Origin of the sequence: Arthrobacter sp. ZBG10, assembly GCF_001238605.1 — a bacterium.
Classification (GTDB): Bacteria; Actinomycetota; Actinomycetes; order Actinomycetales; family Micrococcaceae; genus Arthrobacter.
In genome coordinates this window covers 22,736-39,559 of record NZ_LFQH01000045.1, presented here as the reverse complement: position 1 = coordinate 39,559, position 16,824 = coordinate 22,736, and the positions used below count along the sequence as shown (strand labels likewise).

The 16,824-nt window shown below is 68.3% G+C and carries 17 protein-coding genes; 12 read left to right on the top strand and 5 right to left on the bottom strand.

Features of this window, described 5'->3' with window-relative positions:
• The first annotated feature begins 12 nt into the window (after positions 1 to 12).
• The 3 genes from priA to ACU18_RS11495 are packed head-to-tail and all read left to right on the top strand — an operon-like array spanning position 13 to position 3,023.
• Positions 13 to 759 (top strand): bifunctional 1-(5-phosphoribosyl)-5-((5-phosphoribosylamino)methylideneamino)imidazole-4-carboxamide isomerase/phosphoribosylanthranilate isomerase PriA, encoded by a 747-nt coding sequence (gene priA, locus ACU18_RS11505; RefSeq protein WP_050685694.1) that lies wholly within the window; start codon positions 13 to 15, stop codon positions 757 to 759.
• A 19-nt stretch (positions 760 to 778) separates the two neighbouring features.
• Complete coding sequence (locus ACU18_RS11500; protein ID WP_050685710.1) at positions 779 to 1,666, top strand: SseB family protein; 888 nt, start codon at positions 779 to 781, stop codon at positions 1,664 to 1,666.
• 55 nt (positions 1,667 to 1,721) lie between these two features.
• Entirely contained in the window at positions 1,722 to 3,023 is a 1,302-nt protein-coding gene (locus ACU18_RS11495; protein WP_050685693.1) for an MFS transporter, read from the top strand.
• Positions 3,024 to 3,219: 196 nt separating this feature from the next.
• Here the strand turns inward: ACU18_RS11495 and ACU18_RS11490 are convergent, their stop codons facing one another.
• Complete coding sequence (locus ACU18_RS11490; protein WP_050685692.1) at positions 3,220 to 3,606, bottom strand: DUF1844 domain-containing protein; 387 nt, start codon at positions 3,604 to 3,606, stop codon at positions 3,220 to 3,222.
• 397 nt (positions 3,607 to 4,003) lie between these two features.
• On the opposite strand from ACU18_RS11490, the gene infC reads away from it, so the two are divergent.
• From infC to ACU18_RS11465, 5 genes are all read left to right on the top strand, one after another.
• Positions 4,004 to 5,026 (top strand): translation initiation factor IF-3, encoded by a 1,023-nt coding sequence (gene infC / locus ACU18_RS11485; protein ID WP_050685691.1) that lies wholly within the window; start codon positions 4,004 to 4,006, stop codon positions 5,024 to 5,026.
• 118 nt (positions 5,027 to 5,144) lie between these two features.
• Positions 5,145 to 5,339, top strand: coding sequence for a 50S ribosomal protein L35 (rpmI, locus tag ACU18_RS11480; RefSeq protein WP_009358635.1), 195 nt, complete (start codon positions 5,145 to 5,147; stop codon positions 5,337 to 5,339).
• Positions 5,340 to 5,457: 118 nt separating this feature from the next.
• Entirely contained in the window at positions 5,458 to 5,937 is a 480-nt protein-coding gene (rplT, locus tag ACU18_RS11475; protein WP_050685690.1) for a 50S ribosomal protein L20, read from the top strand.
• 66 nt (positions 5,938 to 6,003) lie between these two features.
• Positions 6,004 to 6,921, top strand: coding sequence for a TrmH family RNA methyltransferase (locus ACU18_RS11470; RefSeq protein ID WP_050685689.1), 918 nt, complete (start codon positions 6,004 to 6,006; stop codon positions 6,919 to 6,921).
• A 123-nt stretch (positions 6,922 to 7,044) separates the two neighbouring features.
• The gene (locus ACU18_RS11465) at positions 7,045 to 7,968 is read left to right on the top strand and encodes a cation diffusion facilitator family transporter (protein ID WP_050685709.1); all 924 of its coding nucleotides are present in this window, start codon (positions 7,045 to 7,047) and stop codon (positions 7,966 to 7,968) included.
• A gap of 21 nt (positions 7,969 to 7,989) precedes the next feature.
• On the opposite strand, the gene ACU18_RS11460 is transcribed toward ACU18_RS11465, so the two are convergent.
• A complete protein-coding gene (locus ACU18_RS11460) occupies positions 7,990 to 9,198 on the bottom strand; it encodes an MFS transporter (protein ID WP_050685688.1) in 1,209 nt (402 codons plus the stop codon).
• A gap of 161 nt (positions 9,199 to 9,359) precedes the next feature.
• Here ACU18_RS11460 and ACU18_RS11455 point away from each other — a divergent pair, with 161 nt between their 5' ends.
• The gene (locus ACU18_RS11455; protein ID WP_050685687.1) at positions 9,360 to 9,812 is read left to right on the top strand and encodes a (deoxy)nucleoside triphosphate pyrophosphohydrolase; all 453 of its coding nucleotides are present in this window, start codon (positions 9,360 to 9,362) and stop codon (positions 9,810 to 9,812) included.
• Positions 9,813 to 9,897: 85 nt separating this feature from the next.
• Here the strand turns inward: ACU18_RS11455 and ACU18_RS11450 are convergent, their stop codons facing one another.
• From ACU18_RS11450 to ACU18_RS11440, 3 genes are read right to left on the bottom strand one after another with little or no spacing between them, the layout of a single operon-like run.
• Positions 9,898 to 11,025: an Rv2578c family radical SAM protein gene (locus ACU18_RS11450; RefSeq protein WP_050685686.1), complete on the bottom strand. Its 1,128-nt coding sequence runs from the start codon at positions 11,023 to 11,025 to the stop codon at positions 9,898 to 9,900.
• A gap of 56 nt (positions 11,026 to 11,081) precedes the next feature.
• Positions 11,082 to 11,753, bottom strand: a complete 672-nt coding sequence (locus ACU18_RS11445; protein ID WP_231686065.1) for an SIMPL domain-containing protein — start codon at positions 11,751 to 11,753, stop codon at positions 11,082 to 11,084.
• Complete coding sequence (locus ACU18_RS11440; RefSeq protein ID WP_082178297.1) at positions 11,750 to 12,277, bottom strand: hypothetical protein; 528 nt, start codon at positions 12,275 to 12,277, stop codon at positions 11,750 to 11,752. Before ACU18_RS11440 ends, ACU18_RS11445 begins: the two co-directional genes overlap by 4 nt.
• 200 nt (positions 12,278 to 12,477) lie before the next feature.
• Between ACU18_RS11440 and pheS the strand changes: the two genes are divergently transcribed.
• Genes pheS through ACU18_RS11425 form a run of 3 tightly spaced genes read left to right on the top strand, consistent with a single transcriptional unit; the run spans position 12,478 to position 16,822 of the window.
• Positions 12,478 to 13,539, top strand: a complete 1,062-nt coding sequence (pheS, locus tag ACU18_RS11435; RefSeq protein ID WP_050685685.1) for a phenylalanine--tRNA ligase subunit alpha — start codon at positions 12,478 to 12,480, stop codon at positions 13,537 to 13,539.
• 2 nt (positions 13,540 to 13,541) lie between these two features.
• Positions 13,542 to 16,085: a phenylalanine--tRNA ligase subunit beta gene (gene pheT / locus ACU18_RS11430; protein WP_050685684.1), complete on the top strand. Its 2,544-nt coding sequence runs from the start codon at positions 13,542 to 13,544 to the stop codon at positions 16,083 to 16,085.
• Between the two features lie 38 nt (positions 16,086 to 16,123).
• The gene (locus ACU18_RS11425) at positions 16,124 to 16,822 is read left to right on the top strand and encodes a 4'-phosphopantetheinyl transferase family protein (RefSeq protein ID WP_050685683.1); all 699 of its coding nucleotides are present in this window, start codon (positions 16,124 to 16,126) and stop codon (positions 16,820 to 16,822) included.
• Positions 16,823 to 16,824 lie beyond the last annotated feature (2 nt).

Here is a 16,824-nt window from a genome sequence, read left to right as displayed (position 1 = left end):
CTGAGGAAACTGATGACCACCGCAAACGACCTGCCGGTCCTGGAACTGCTGCCCGCCGTCGACGTTGTTAATGGACAGGCCGTCCGGCTGGTCCAGGGCGAGGCCGGCAGCGAAACCAGCTACGGCACCCCGCTGGAAGCCGCGCTGAACTGGCAGGACCAAGGTGCCGAGTGGGTGCACCTGGTGGACCTCGACGCAGCCTTCGGCCGGGGGTCCAACGCGGAACTGCTCCGCGAAGTGGTGGGCCGGCTGGACATCAAAGTGGAACTGTCCGGCGGGCTGCGCGACGACGAAAGCCTCGAAGCTGCCCTTGACCTGGGCGTCGCGCGCGTGAACCTGGGCACCGCCGCGCTGGAGAACCCCGACTGGACCCGCCGGGCAATCGACCGCTTCGGCGACCGGATCGCCGTGGGCCTCGACGTCCGCGGCACTACACTGGCGGGCCGCGGCTGGACCAAGGAAGGCGGGGACCTCTGGGACGTCCTGGCACGCCTTGAGGACGCCGGCTGCGCACGCTACGTGGTCACGGACGTCACCAAGGACGGCACCCTGCAGGGCCCCAACGTGGAGCTCCTCCGCCGGATGGTGGAGAAGACCGGCAAGCCCGTCGTCGCCTCGGGAGGCATCTCCAGCCTCGAGGACCTCAAGGTCCTCCGTTCGCTGGTTCCGCTGGGCGTCGAAGGTGCCATTGTGGGCAAGGCCCTGTACGCCGGCGCCTTCACCCTGCCCGAAGCCCTCGACGTTGCCGGCCGCCGCTGAGGCGCAACAGGGAAACCGCATGACAAGCCGAGAGTCCGGTCCGGACAGCCCCGCGCCCCGGCACCTGCCCGGGCATATCGCCGCCGCGTTGGCCGGTGCCGGCGGCGCCGCCGACTCTGCCGGACAGCCCTGGGCAGGCCGCAGCCTGGCCGGCGATGACGCCCGGATCCACAATTTCGACGACGACGACGGCGCTGCCGACGCCGGTTACCTCGCCGCCGTCGCGGCACTCCGGTCCGGCACCGGCGACGAAGCCGGGGTCGTGGCTTCGCTGGCCACGGCCCGGGTGTTTATCCCGATCGTTGCGCAGCTGGCCGAGGAAGCCGAAACGGACTCGGGGCTGCACGCCGACAAGCAGGCCGACATGGCATTGGTCACCCTCAAAGCCGCGGACGGACGGACGGCCATGCCGGCCTTCACGTCAGCCGGGGCCCTTTCGGCCTGGCACCCGGACGCCCGGCCGGTGGCCGTCTACGCCGCCAGGGCCGCGCTGTCCGCGGTGGCAGAGGGCGCCGAGCTTATGGTGCTTGACCCAGGGGCCGGGGTCACCTTTGTGGTCCGCAGACCGGGCCTGTGGGCGCTGGCCCAGCAGCACTCCTGGTCGCCGTCCTACGCGGACGCGGAACTGGCCACCGAAATGCGGCAGGCTGCAGCGGCCTTCCCCGCCGTCCGGGACCTTCAGCTGAAACCCGGCAGGGGAGTGGGCGCCGCCGCAGCGGACGGCTCAACCCTTGCCGGTGGCGGCGCCGGTCCCGAGCTGCAGGTGGTGCTCTACCTGGCGGACGGGCTGGACGCTGCCGGGGTACAGCAGCTGGTGGCGGGGCTCCAGGGCGAGTGGTCGCGGAATGTATTGTTTGGGGAGCGGGTCGACTCGATCGAGGTCAAGTTGAGGCGCGCCACACACTAGCCGGCAGCCAGGCGGGAAACCCCGGGAGGCTGCGGCAGACCTAAGGATCATTTTCGTGAATTTCGCTCTCTACCGGGAGTTGCTCGCCGTCCAACCCATCCGGCGCCTGCTGCTGGTGGGCATGATCGCCCGTATTCCCCACTCCGCAGCCGGCGTGCTGCTGACCCTGCACATCGTCCTCACCCTGGACCAGGGCTATGCCGCCGCCGGAGCCGCCGCCGCCGTGATGACCATCGGCATCGCCGTTGGCGCGCCGTGGCGCGGCCGCCGGGTGGACACCGTGGGCCTGCGGAAGGCTCTCATACCATCCGTGGTTTCCGAAGCGGTCATCTGGACCGTGGTGCCCCACGTCCCGTACCAGTGGCTGCTGCCCCTGGTGTTTGTGGGCGGCCTGCTCACCCTCCCCATCTTCAGCGTGGTCCGCCAATCGCTGGGCATCCTCGCTGAGGGGGACCAGCGCCGCACGGCCTTCGCCCTCGACGCGATCACCACCGAACTGGTGTTTATGATCGGCCCGGCCGCCGGCGCCATCATTGCCACCAGCGGCCACACCGTCGCCGGCCTCACCGTTGTAGGCCTGGCCACATCCTTCGCCGGCCTGTTCCTCATGTGGTTCAACCCACCCACCCGCAGCCCGGCCCAGACCGCAGACGCCGAGGGGGAGCGCAGCCGGGACGAGCGCCACGCCGCCGAAGCGGCAGTGGTGGCCGCGGCCCCGGCCCACCTTCAGGAGGCGGCGGCGGAACTGGTGCCGGCAGGTGCCCCAGCCCCGGGGATCCGGGGACGGGTGGCGCACAACTTCGCCTGGTTCACGGCGACCGTGGCCGCCCTGTTCGCCGTGGCAGCCGGAACCGGGATGGTCCTCAGCGGCACCGATGTGGGCATCGTCGCTGCCCTGGAAGGTGGCGGACACCAGGGCGAAATCGGGATTGTTTTCCTGTTCTGGTGCGCCGCGTCCGTGGTCGGTGGACTGATTTACGGTGCCATGCACCGGCCCGTGTCACCCATCCTGCTGCTGCTCGGAATGGCCGCCTTCACCATCCCCATGGGCTTCGCGCACGATACCTGGACCCTGGCGCTGGTCTCCCTGCTTCCCGGCCTGCTCTGCGCGCCGGTGCTGTCCTCCGCGTCGGAGAAGGTCGCGGATCTGGTCTCGGAGGAACGCCGCGGCGAAGCCATGGGCTGGTACGGCTCTGCACTGACCGGCGGCGTTGCCCTGGGCGCGCCGCTTGCCGGGGTATTCATCGACGGTGTCGGTCCGTCCGGCGGCTTCTTCGCCGTCGGCACCGCCGGAGTCCTGCTGTGCCTGGTGGGACTGGTGCTTCAGCAGGTCCGCCGGCGACGCGCAACCGCCTGAGCTGCACTGCTGCACTCGTTTCAGTGGCCGGTGCAGCTGCCCGGGCTGGACTTGCTCCCTGAGCCGGACCGCGGGCGCAGCCGCCAGGCCCGTAGAGCCGGTTGGTTAACAAACGACGGCGGCGGCAGGCCCGTGTGGGCCGGCCGCCGCCGTGGTGGTCATCAGTCTCCGGAGCCGGCGCCCCGGAAGGCGTCCGTCAGTTGACGGCGCCGGTGAACTTCTCGCCCGGACCCTTGCCCGGCGGATCCTGGATCAGGGATTCCTCGCGGAAGGCCAGCTGCAGCGACCGCAGGCCATCACGCAACGGGCCCGCGTGCTGGGAGCCGATCTCGGGTGCCGCGGCGGTTACCAGACCGGCCAGGGCGTGGATCAGCTTCCGGGCCTCGTCGAGGTCCTTGAGCTCTTCGGCGTTTTCCTCGGCGGCGAGGCCCAGCTTGACGGCGGCCGCGCTCATCAGGTGCACGGCGGCGGTGGTGATGACCTCAATGGCCGGAACTTCGGAAATGTCCCGGATCTGCTGCGAGACGCCGCCGGCGTCAGCTGCAGGCTCGAAAACATGTGAATTACTGTCTGGGGTGCTCATACTGGTAAGCTTGACACAGACCGACTGGATGCTGTTATTTCAGAGATTGTCCTTACGATCGGATTCCTGCGGCGCCCCGCGGCGTTGACAGGAATCTTTTTCTGTAGAATGGCATGCAGTTTGCAAGCGGAGTTCTCTCCCACCCGCGTCAGCCGTTGTCCTTCGATGTTCCTGAACATCTGATGGACGCAAGGTTGCCGGGTACCTGGTTGGGCATGGCGCCGGCAGTAGCCGGTGTGTGCGGGCAGTCCCTTAGTGGGGCAGTCCAGCCAACCTTTCAGAGGCCTTCGATTGCTCCGGCAATTGGGGGCCTTCTCTATTTGCCGGAATCCACAACAAACACAGGAGCTTTAACATTAGCGAGCCAAGAATCAATGAGCGTATCCGCGTCCCCGAGGTGCGGCTGGTCGGCCCTGCAGGTGAACAGGTAGGAATCGTCCGTATTGATGATGCACTGCGCCTGGCTGCCGAGTCCGATCTTGATCTCGTTGAAGTTGCGCCGCAGGCCAAGCCTCCGGTGTGCAAGCTGATGGACTTCGGCAAGTACAAGTACGAAGCCGCTGTCAAAGCCCGTGAAGCCCGGAAGAACCAGACGAACACCGTTCTGAAGGAAATCCGCTTCCGCCTGAAGATCGACACCCACGACTACGAGACCAAGCGCGGCCACGCCCTCCGCTTCCTCGGCGCCGGGGACAAGGTCAAGGCCATGATCCAGTTCCGTGGCCGTGAGCAGCAGCGTCCCGAGATGGGCATCCGCCTGCTCCAGCGCTTCGCCGACGACGTCGCTGAAGTCGGTGTGGTGGAGTCCAGCCCCCGCATCGACGGCCGCAACATGGTGATGGTGGTTGGCCCGCTCAAGAACAAGGCTGAGGCCAAGGCCGAAGCCCGCCGTGCCACCCAGCGCGCCGAGTCCAAGGCACAGAACGAAGCCCGGGCAACGGGCGGCCACATCGACGTTTCCGGCGATGACCAGGCACCCTTCACGCAGTCCCTCGCGGACCTGCTGCCCGAGGGCTTCGCCATCACCACCGAACCCGCCGCAGCAGTCGAGGCTCCGGAGGAAAAGCCGGCAGCCGCCGTCGAACCTTCCGAAGCCGCCGCGGCACCGGCTGAAGCCCCCAAGCAGGAGGCTCCGAAGCAGGAAGCCCCCAAGCAGGAGGCCACCAAGGCCGCCGCGCCGAAGGCTGCTGCTTCCAGGGCCGCTGCGCCGAAGGCCGCTGCCCCCAAGGCTGCAGCCCCGAAGGCCGCCGCCCCGGCTGCCAAGCCTGCTGCTGCTGAAAAGACGGAAGCCGCCACCCCGGCTGCCGCTCCCAAGCCAGCTGCTGTGCCGAAGCCGATGGCCCGGCCTGCTGCCCCCAAGCCTGCTGCACGCCCTGCCCCCAAGGCAGCGCCGAAGCCGGCTGCGAAGAAAACCACTTAGTCCACAACTGCCGGCGGTAAGTCCCGCCGGCAGCCAGCAACCAGCACGCCGCCCGTAAGGGTGGCTGCTCGATAGAACTGCAGGCCCAGCCTGCGGACACGTAAGGAGATCGGTTCCCATGCCGAAGATGAAGACCCACAGTGGTGCTAAGAAGCGCTTCAAGCTGACCGGCAGCGGCAAGCTGCGCCGCCAGCAGGCCAACCGCCGCCACTACCTCGAGCACAAGTCCTCCAGGCTGACCCGCCGCCTCGCCGGCGACAAGATCGTCTTCAAGGGCGACGCCAAGGTCATCCGGAAGATGCTCGGCATCTAATTTCCAAGTTCTTTGACGGGCCGCCAACCGGCAGCCGGTCAGCTACCAAAAAGCCTTCTCAGGCCGCCGGGAAACCGGCAGTAGATGCTTGGGATCAGATTTTCGAAGGAGTACGCACGTGGCACGTGTGAAGAGGGCGGTAAACGCCCACAAGAAGCGTCGGGTTATTCTTGAGCGCGCAAAGGGTTACCGTGGTCAGCGTTCACGCCTGTACCGCAAGGCCAAAGAGCAGCTGCTGCACTCGTTTGTGTACAGCTACGGCGACCGCAAGAAGAAGAAGGGCGACTTCCGCCGCCTGTGGATCCAGCGCATCAACGCTGCATCCCGCGCCAACGGCCTCACCTACAACCGACTGATCCAGGGCCTGAAGGCCGCTGAGGTTGAGGTTGACCGCCGCATGCTGGCCGAGCTGGCCGTCTCGGACGCCAACGCTTTCGCCGCGCTGGTCCAGGTTGCCAAGAACTCGCTGCCCGCCGACACGTCCGCTCCGGCCGTCCAGGTTGAAGCCGCAGCGCCGAAGGCCGAGAAGAAGAAGCCTGCTGCGAAGAAGCCCGCTGCGAAGAAGCCTGCCGCCAAGAAGGCTGCAGCAGCCGAGTAGCAGCAAAGCGTTCCTTCGGGAAACGGCAGTTCAGGAACGGGTGGCAGCAGCCATTACAGTTCTTATATGAACGAAACCGGGCGCCCGCAAGATTTTCCACTTTCCAACCCCCGAGCAGATCGGGTCCGGGACGTGGCGAAACTTGCAGGGCGCCCGGCCCGTTTAAGGCGCGGCGAATTCCTGGTGGAAGGCCCCCAGACGGTGCGGGAAGCCCTGAAGCTGCACCAGCAGCGGCTGGCCGCAGGTGCGCCGGGCATCGTGACCGAAGTGTTTGCCAGTGAGGCCTGCCTGGACCGCTACCCGGAGTTTGATGGGCTCGCGGAGGGCACCGATGCGCGGCTGGCAACCGAGGATGTCCTGGCAGCCATGGCGGACACCGTCAACCCGCAGGGAATTGTGGCCGTCTGCCGCTTTGTGGATGTGTCCCTCACTGACGTGCTCGACGTCGGCCCACGCCTGATTGCCGTCCTGTGCCAGGTCCGGGACCCGGGGAACGCCGGGACGGTCCTCCGGGCCGCCGACTCCGCCGGGGCGGACGCCGTGGTGCTGACCGGTTCCAGCGTGGACATCTACAATCCCAAAGCCGTCCGCTCCACGGCAGGCTCGCTTTTCCACCTTCCGGTGGTCATCGGTGCAGACGTGGCGGAAGTGGTGGCGGCCTGCAAGGAACGGGGGATCGGGGTCCTCGCCGCCGACGGCTATGGCGCCCTGAACCTGGACACGCTCCAGGACGGCAGTGCCCGGCGCAGGCTGACCGGTGACGGGCCGGAGACCGGCTACGACCTGGCGGCCCCCACGGCCTGGTTGTTCGGCAACGAGGCGCAGGGCCTCTCGGAGGACGAACTGGCCCTGGCCGAGCATCGGGTGGCGGTCCCCATCTACGGCGCTGCCGAAAGCCTCAACCTCGGCACCGCGGCCACCGTGTGCCTCTACGCCAGCGCCCGCTCGCAGCAGGAGCCAGCCGCACAGCCAGCTGACCGGTAAGGCGCCGCCGGGCCGCACTGCCGTGCGCTCCAGGTTCCGGCCGGGTACGGTAATGCATGGGCGGAGCCAAGCTGGGTCCGTAATAAGTGCTGGATTCCTGATCCTGGAGAGGTGGAAGCCACCGTGGCTGCCAATGGCGGTACCAAAGCGATCGTGGCGGCCCTGGCCGCGAACCTGGGCATCGCCGTCCTCAAGTTCGTGGCGTACCTGCTGACGCTGTCCTCGTCGATGCTGGCCGAAGCCATCCACTCGCTGGCGGACTCCGGCAACCAGCTCCTGCTGCTGGTGGGCGGAAAGAAGTCCCGGCGTGCTGCCAGCCCGGAGCACCCGTTCGGCTACGGCCGGGAGCGCTACATCTACGCATTTATCGTTGCCATTGTGCTGTTCAGCGTCGGTGGCCTGTTTGCCCTCTACGAGGCCTACGAAAAATTCCTGGAACCGCATCCCATCGAGGGCAGCTTCTGGTGGGTGCCACTGGCCGTGCTGGTGGGCGCGATCGTGGCGGAATCCCTTTCGTTCCGGACGGCGATCCGCGAATCCAACACCGTCCGCGGCAAGCAGACCTGGGTGAAGTTCATCCGGAGCGCAAAACAGCCGGAACTGCCCGTCATCCTGCTCGAGGACTTTGGCGCCCTTATAGGCCTGGCCTTCGCCCTGATGGGGGTGGGCCTGACCCTGCTGACAGGGAACGGGGTGTGGGACGCCGCCGGCACTGGCATGATTGGTCTCCTGCTGGTGGCCATCGCCGTGGTCCTGGCCATGGAGACCAAGTCCCTGCTGGTGGGGGAGTCCGCCGGTAAAGAGGACCTGGAGCGCATCAGGGCCGCCATCGAGGCCGACGGCGGCCGCATCATCCACCTCAAGACCCTGCACCTTGGACCCGATGAACTGCTGGTGGCAGCCAAGATCGCCGTGGACAGCACGGAGACGGGCCGGCAGATCGCCCGGGAAATCGACAGGACCGAGGCGCGGATCCGGGCAGCAGTGCCCATCGCCAGGGTCATCTACCTGGAACCGGACCTCAACCGGTCGGATACCGGCGAATAATCCCAGGAGTCCAACCCGGGCTCAGGCGGTCAGCGGCTTTTTGCGTTCCAGGAGGCCGCTGAGGATGGCGACGCCGAAGCCCAGGAGGGCCAGCACCGCACCGACCAGGGCCGGGGCGACGTAGCCCCAGCCGAGGGCGATGACCACGCCGCCCAGGAACGCACCCAGGGCGTTGGCCACGTTCAGGGCCGCGTGGTTCAGGGACGAGGCCAGCGAGGGGGCGTCCGGGGACGCGTCCAGCAGCCGGGTCTGCAGGGCCGGGATCAGCATGGACCCGGCGGCTCCCACCACAAACACCATGACGTAGGCGGACCAGGGCCAGTGCACGGCCACCGCGTAGACCACCAGTGCCACGGCAACGCCGGGCAGCACCTTGTAGATGGTCCCCATCACGGATTTGTCGGCCAGTCGGCCGCCCACCACGTTGCCGGCCACCATGCCCAGCCCATAGAGGGCTACCACCAGCGGGATCAGCGACGACGGGATCCCGGCCACCAGTGTCATGGTGTGGGCGATGTAGGTGTAGGTGGCGAAGAACCCGCCGAAGCCCACGATGCCGATGGCGATGGCCAGCCACACCTGGATCCGTTTCAGTGCGCCGAGTTCACGCCTGATGCTCGCGTCCGGGTGGGCCGCCTGGAACGGCACGAACTTCCAGATCAGGGCCATGGTGACCAGGCCAATGGCGCCCACCAGGATGAACAGCAGCCGCCAGCCGTAGGTTTGGCCCAGCCAGGTGGCGAAGGGGACACCCACCACGTTGGAGATGCTCAGGCCGGCCATCACCATTGAAATGGCCCAGCCGCGCCGGGACGCTGGCACCAGGGATGCGGCGATGACGGCAGCGACACCGAAGAATGCGCCGTGCGGAAGGCCGGCGGCAAACCGGGACAGCAGCATGGTGCCGTAGTCGGGGGCCAGGTAGGACGTGAGGTTGGCCAGCGTGAAGAACAGCATCAGGCCCAGTGCCAGCTGCTTGCGCGGCAGCTTGGCTCCCACCGCCGCCAGCAGCGGCGCGCCCACCACCACGCCCAGGGCATAGGCGGAAATCAGGTGGCCGGCCTCCGGGGTGGAAATCCCCAGGCCTTGCTCCACCTCCTTGAGCAGCCCCATCATGGTGAATTCCGTGACCCCGATCCCCACCCCGCCCATGGCCAGGGCGATGATGGCCATGGCAAGGAAGGAGGAGGTGGCCGGGGACGCCGTGGACGTGCGGAGGTCGCTGCTCATGTGCCTGCTTCTCGAACGTGGTGCTTAATGGTGGGACATGCCACGGCAGTGGGGCGGTGCTACGGGGTGGGCCTTTTGCGGAAACCGCGGCGCCGGCTGCGGTATTCCCGCCCGTGCGGCGCGCTGCCCGGTCCTTCCATTGTCCCTCATAGAATGGGGCGGTGACTGGACTGATACAGGTAGTGGGCGGAGCCCTGGTGGACAGCCTGGCCGAACCGGCCCGTTTGCTCGTGGCGCGCCGAAGCGCACCGGAGCAGCTTGCAGGGTTGTGGGAGTTCCCCGGCGGCAAGGTTGAGCCCGGCGAAAGCCCCGACGATGCACTGGTGCGGGAGCTTGCCGAGGAACTTGGAATAGCAGCCCGGTTGGGCGCTGAGCTGCCGGCACCGGAGGCCACGGGCTGGCCCCTGAACGCAAAGGCCAGCATGCGGGTGTGGCTGGCGGAGATCGTCACGGGTGAGCCGGAGCCTCTGGAGGACCACAACGAGCTGCGCTGGCTGCCGCTGGCGGATCCGGAAGCGATCCTGGCCCTGCCGTGGATTCCGGCGGACTTTCCGATCGTCAGGGCCCTGCTCGCAGAGCTGGGTGTTGCCGGCGAAGCTGCGCGGCAGGCTTAGACCCGGCAGGCTTGGACCCGGCAGGCTTGGACCCGGCAGGACTGGATCCGGCAGGACTGGACCCGGCAGATAGGATGCGGCAGGCCTAGAAGAGGGCGTCCTGCCCCGCCGGCCCGGCGCTCGGACCCGCGGCCGGGGCATGCTGCCCAGCACGGCGGTGGTTGGCCGCCCCGGGTTCCGGGATGCTGCCGGCCGGGTACTGTGCCTCCTCGCCGCGGGGATCGTCCACGTCATCATGGCTGAAGCCGGACGTGCCCGTGAAGCCGTGCCGCGCCTTGAAGTACCGGACCTTGGCCGCCAGCCAGGTGCGGTATTCCTTGGAAGCGTAGGACCCCGTGCCGTACAGCCGCCGGTACTTGCCGGCAAGCTCCGGGTGCCTGGCGGCGAGCCATTGCATAAACCATTCGCGGGTGCCGGGCTTCAGGTACAGGGCGCCGGCGGAGACCCCCGTGGCGCCCGCAGCTGCCAGCGCCGAGAACAGTGAATCCAGGGCCTCGTCGCTGTCGGAGAGCCAGGGCAGGATGGGCATGGCCATCACGCCGCAGGGCAGGCCGGCTTCCCGCAGCCGGGAGACCAGTTTCAGCCTGGCGCGCGGCCCCGGGGTGCCGGGTTCAATGGCTTCGGACAGCTCTTCGTCCGTCATCGCCAGCGAGATGCCCAGGCCCACCGGAACCTGCGAGGCAGCGCTTTTAAGCAACGGAATGTCCCGGCCCAGCAGGGTGCCTTTGGTCAGGATGGAGAACGGCGTGCCGGTCTCTGCCAGGGCGGCGATGATCCCCGGCATCAGCTTGTACCGGCCTTCGGCGCGCTGGTAGGGGTCGGTATTGGTTCCCAGGGCCACCTGGTGGCCCTTCCACGACGGCTTGGACAGTTCGCTGCGGAGCACCTCGGCGGCGTTGACTTTGACCACCACCTGGCTGTCGAAGTCCAGGCCCGCGTCGAAATCCAGGTAGGTGTGGCTTTTCCGGGCGAAGCAGTACACACAGGCGTGGCTGCAGCCGCGGTAGGGATTGACCGTCCACTCGAACGGCATCCGGGATCCCGCCGGCACCTTGTTGAGCACCGATTTGGCGGTGACCTCATGGAACGTGATGCCGGCGAACTCCGGAGTGGTGACGGAGCGGACCAGGCCCGCCAGGGGCAGGAGCGCCGGAGCTGCTCCCGCCGTGCCGGGGTCCGGTGCCGGTACCAGTGCTTGCGCATCCCATCTCATGGCTTCCATTCGAAGGTATGTTCGAATGATTGTCAAGGAGGCGCCGCGGTGGAGCCCTAGGATTCCGGGACGAGTTCCCAGACCACGGTGACGGCGGCCTCCACCCTGTCCTCGCCCGCCTCAATGGCGACGCTCTCCACCGCAGCCGCCCGCTGCAGGCCCGCCACGGGCACCGGCCCCGCTTCAGGGCCCCGCTCCGCCACGGACACCACCCTGCCCAGCCGGGCGGAAGCGAGGGCTGCGAACTGGGATGCTGCGGCCTGGGCGTTGCGCCAGGCAGCGTCGCGGGCACCGGCACGCACCGCTGCGTCGTCCAGGATGGCCAACTGGAGGTTGTGCAGGCGCACGTCGTTGCCGCCGGCTGCTGCTGCGGCCGAGACCGTTGCCGACGCGGACTCCATGTCCCGGAGCTGGACTGACAGCGAGCTGGTGGCAATGTAGCCTGCCACCCGCTGGCCCTCGCCATCGCGCCAGACCAGGTCAGCACGGACGCCGAGCCCCGTGGTCCGGATATCGGCTGGGGCCACGCCGTTGCCTTTGAAGGTGGCGGCCACAGCGGACAGGGCCCGGCCGGCGGCGGTATAGGCCTCGTCCACGGACGGAGCGCGGCTCTCCACGCCAATGGCGACCACCATCAGGTCCGGCGCGGCATCGGCCCAGCCCGTGCCCGTGACGGTCACGGTCCCTGGCATGGGTCCGGATGTTTCGAACAGCTGGTTGCTACTCATACGGTTCTCCTTTGAACACGTGGTGGCGGGGGTGGGAAGAAGCCAAAAAGCCGTCGGACCGCACCAGCAACGGCCTTCCGGGGTGGCGTGTGCACGGGGTAGCCGCCGGCGGCCAGCCCGGCGTTGCGCTCAAAGACGTTGCCCGTTCCGGGGTTTCCGGTGCGCGCCACGGACCAGCCGGCAGCCAACAGGTACAACGGGATGAAGGGCAGGCCCAGGCACCAGGCATACTGCGTGCAGTGGCGCTCCTCATGGCCCAGCAGCGCTGGCCGGGCCAGCATTCCTGCTGTGCTCCCGCGGCACAGGACCACGTTGCCCAGCGTGAAAGCACCGGCAACCGGTAGCCGCCACGCATACCCTTCGGCCAGGATCAGGCCCCGCGGGCCGGCGCTGAGCCGGGTCCTGGCGGCCAGTGCCACCACAACGCCGGCCAGGGTGCTGCCGTTGACCACATTGGCGGCCTGCCGCAGCCGCTGTCCTGCCGTGAGGGGCGGGCGGGGTCCCGGACCCGGCCGTAATGTCATGAGGCCATGGTAGCCGGAGCGTTCAATTAGACTGGAGAAAAAGGCCCACCGGTTTTTTCCGGTGTGCCCTGAACCTGGTCATTGGAAGCCCTGAAACCGGGGGCGTCCGTCCATGACCTGCCAGTGACGGGACGCGCCGCCGGGAAACCGCGCCGGCTGCCCCGCCGCCGGCAGCCGCAACTCGTAGCTAAGAACAGTAGATGACTGAAACTTTGCCGGGCGCCGCCATCCCGAACCCCACGGATGAAGCCGCCATCAACGCCGCTGTAGACCAGGCCATCACCGCCATTGCCGGTGCTGGCACCCTCGATGGGCTGAAGGCGGTGCGGCTGGCGCACACGGGCGAAAAGTCGCCCCTGAGCCTCGCCAACCGCGAAATCGGAGCCCTTCCCAAAGACCAGAAAGCCATCGCCGGCAAGCTGATGGGGTCTTCCCGCGGCAAGGTCAACAAAGCGCTCGCGGACCGGACAGCCGAACTGGAAGCCGAAAACGACGCCCGGATCCTGCTGGAAGAAACCGTTGACGTCACCGCCGCGCCCCGCCGTCGTCGTGCCGGCGCCCGGCACCCGCTCTCAACCCTGCAGGACCGCGTTGCGGACATCTTTGTGGGCATGGGTTGGGAAATCGCCGAAGGCCCCGAGGTTGAATCGGAATGGTTCAACTTCGACGCCCTGAACTTCAAGCCGGACCACCCGGCCCGCGAAATGCAGGACACCTTCTTTGTGGAGCCGCCCGAGGCGCACCTGGTGATGCGCACCCACACCTCCCCGGTGCAGGTGCGCTCCATGCTGGAACGCGAAGTCCCCATCTATGTGCTGTGCCCCGGCAAGGTGTTCCGCACCGATGAACTCGATGCCACCCACACCCCGGTGTTCCACCAGTTCGAGGGCCTGGCCATCGACAAAAACCTGAGCATGGCCGACCTCCTGGGCACCCTGGAGCACTTCACCCGGCAGATGTTCGGCGATGAGGCCTCCGTCCGGCTGCGGCCCAACTATTTCCCGTTCACCGAGCCGTCCGCCGAACTGGACATCTGGCACCCCGGCGCCAAGGGGGGTCCGCGCTGGATCGAGTGGGGTGGCTGCGGCATGATCAACCCCAACGTCCTGCGCGCCGCCGGCATCGACCCGGACGTGTACTCGGGTTTTGCCTTCGGCATGGGGATCGAACGCGCCCTGATGTTCCGCAACGAGGTGGCCGACATGCGCGACATGATCGAAGGCGATGTACGTTTCAGCGAGCACTTCGGGATGGAGATCTAAGCATGCGTATCCCAATTTCCTGGCTGCGTGAATTCGCGGCAGTACCGGCCGGAGCAACGGCCGAAGATGTGATGGCGGAACTGGTCAAGGTCGGTTTCGAAGAGGAGGACGTGCACCGTCCCACCGACACCCTGCAGGGCCCCATTGTGGTGGGACAGGTCCTGAGCATCGTCAAGGAACCCCAGACCAACGGCAAAACCATCAACTGGTGCCAGGTCCGCGTTGTCCCCGAAGGCCAGGAGCAGACCCTCACCGGCGACGGCATCGACCCCTCCGGTGTGCAGGGCATCATCTGCGGCGCGCACAACTTCGTGGCAGGGGACAAAGTGGTGGTCACACTGCCCGGCGCCGTCCTGCCCGGCGACTTCCGCATCTCGGCGCGGAAAACCTACGGCCACCTTTCCGCCGGCATGATCGCCTCCGTCCGTGAACTGGGGATCGGCGATGACCACGACGGCATCCTGGTGCTGTCCCGGATCGGCCTGGACCCGGAAATCGGCACCGACGCCATGGAACTGCTGGGCCTCTACGACCAGGCAGCCGAAATCAACGTCACCCCTGACCGCGGCTACGCGTTCTCCATCCGCGGTGTGGCCCGCGAGTATGCCCACGCCACCGGCACACCATTCACGGACCCCGCCGCCAACGTGCAGGCGCCCCAGGGCCTCACCGGCGGCTACGCCGTGACACTTGACGACGCCGCCCCCATCTACGGCAAGCCGGGCTGCGACAGGTTTGTGGCCCGCACCGTCTCAGGCGTTGACGCCACCAGGCCCACGCCGCCGTGGATGACGTCCCGGCTGCGGCTGGCCGGCATCCGTTCCATTTCCCTTCCCGTGGACATCTCCAACTACGTGATGCTTGAACTGGGCCAGCCCACGCACTGCTACGACAAGGACAAATTGTCCGGCGGCATTGTGGTGCGCCGCGCCGCCGCGGGCGAGAGGCTCACCACCCTTGACGGGAAGGACCGCGCGCTCGACGCCGGGGACCTCCTGATCACCGACGGTTCCGGCCCGATCGGCATTGCCGGTGTGATGGGCGGCGCCGCGACCGAGGTGGGCGATTCGACGTCGACCATCCTGGTGGAGGCCGCCCACTTCGACGAGGTGTCAATCGGCCGCTCCCGGCGCCGCCACAAGCTGCCGTCCGAGGCGTCCAAGCGCTTCGAGCGTGGCGTGGACTGGCACGTGGCGGATGTTGCAGCCCAGCGTGTGGTTGACCTGCTGGTTGACCTCGCCGGCGGCACCGCCGACGCAACCGGGACGGATGTTGGGACCGCGCCCGGCGCCGTCACCATCACCCTGCCGGCAGGCTTCGCCGCGCAGCGGATCGGCATCGACTTCACCGCGGAGCAGATCACCACCTCCCTGGTGGACCTCGGCGCCACCGTTGAAGCGTCCGACGCCGGCTGGACCGTCACGGCGCCCAGCTGGCGGAGCGACCTGGAAACCAAGGAAGACCTGACCGAGGAAATCGCCCGGCTGGTGGGGTACGACAAGATCCCTGCCACCTTGCCCGTGGCGCCACCCGGCCGCGGCCTGACCCGGCTGCAGCAGCAGCGCCGGCGCCTCATCCAGGCCCTGGCGGACGCCGGCCTCACCGAGGTCCTGTCCTACCCGTTTGTCACCAAGGCAGCGAACGACACGTTCGGCGTCGCCGAGGCCGGCGCTGTCCGCAGCGCCGTCAAGCTGGCCAACCCCATCAGCGAGGAGCAGGGCTTCCTGCGGACCTCCATCCTGCCGGGCCTGATCGAGGTGGCCAAGCGCAACCACTCCCGCGGCTTCCGCGACCTCGCCGTCTTCGAAAGCGGCCTGGTGTTCCTGCCGTCCGGTACCGTGGGCACCGCGGAGATCCCGCCGTTGGGCGCCAAGCCTTCGGACGAGGTGCTTGATGGACTGTACGACGGCGTCCCGGACCAGCCGTTCCACGTCGCCGCCGTATTCACCGGACACGACTCACCGGCAGCCGCGGCCCACACGCCGCGCGCCTGGGACTGGGCCGACGCACTGGACATCGCCCGGTTTGCCGGCGACGTCCTGGGCGTTGACCTGGTGGCCAGCCAGGGCAGGCACCAGGCCTTCCACCCGGGCCGGGCGGCGCTGCTGTCGCTGCGTTCCGGGGAACCGGTGGGCTACGCCGGCGAACTGCATCCCAAGCTCCTGGCCGCAGCGGACATGCCCGCCCGCTCCGTGGCGCTGGAACTGAACGCGGACGCCCTGTTCCAAGCCGCGCCGGACGTGATTGTGGCCCGCCACATCTCCGCGTTCCCCGTGGCCACCCAGGACGTGGCACTCGTGGTGCCTGCCGACGTGCCGGCTGACAGTGTCCTCGCTGCGCTCCGCGAAGGCGCCGGCGAACTCCTGGAGGACGTGGCACTGTTTGACGTCTACGCCGGCAAGGGCATCGAGGACGGCCGGAAGTCGCTGGCCTTCGGGCTCCGGTTCCGGGCCGCCGACAGGACACTGACGGCGGATGAGGCCTCGGCAGCCCGCGAAAGTGCCGTGGCGCTGGCCGGCGAGCGGTTCGGCGCCGTCCAGCGCTAGGAGCCGCTGCGGCGGGAAGTCCTGGAAGGGCGGGATGCATGGCCTCGAGGTTTGTGGTGCGTGCCATCCCGCCCTTTTTGCTGCCGCCGCAGGCCCCAATAGCCGGCGCGGAGCTGGACACGTCAGAGCTGGCCCGCGCCGCGGCCATGGCACCGGCGGTGCGGGCTGTGTTCGTGGCCGGCCGGCTGGCCCAGCGCCGGTTCGCGGCGGAGCTCCTGGGAGTGCCGGCCGGCGACCTCACCGCCAGCTATCGCTGCCCGCGCTGCGGCCCGGACGCCGGCCACGGCAGGCCCGGCTACACCCTGGCCGGTGTTCCGGCGCCCCTGGTCCTCAGCCTTTCCCGGGCGGCGGGCTGGACCCTGCTGGCCGCCGTGACGGATCCGGCGCCGGGTTTTTTGCTCGGCGTTGATGTGGAGGACCCGGCCCGGACCGGTTTTGCGGGCTTTGCCGGCGTGGCCCTGACGGCAGCCGAGCAGCGGGCGGTGGCGCCGCTCCACGGGGACATGTTGCTGGCCGCCCAGGCCCGGCTCTGGGCGCGCAAGGAAGCCTGGTTGAAAATGACCGGCGAGGGGCTGCGGACGTCCCCGGCCGGACTGGACGTCACCGCCCTGCCGGGCCTGGCTGACTTGGCCCCCGCCCGGAGCGGGCTGCCCGCCCACCTGGCGGCCGCCGTCGCCCGTTCCGACGGGACGCTGCCGGAGCTGGCTGGAGACCCGGCACTGGAACAGCAGGCCTGAGC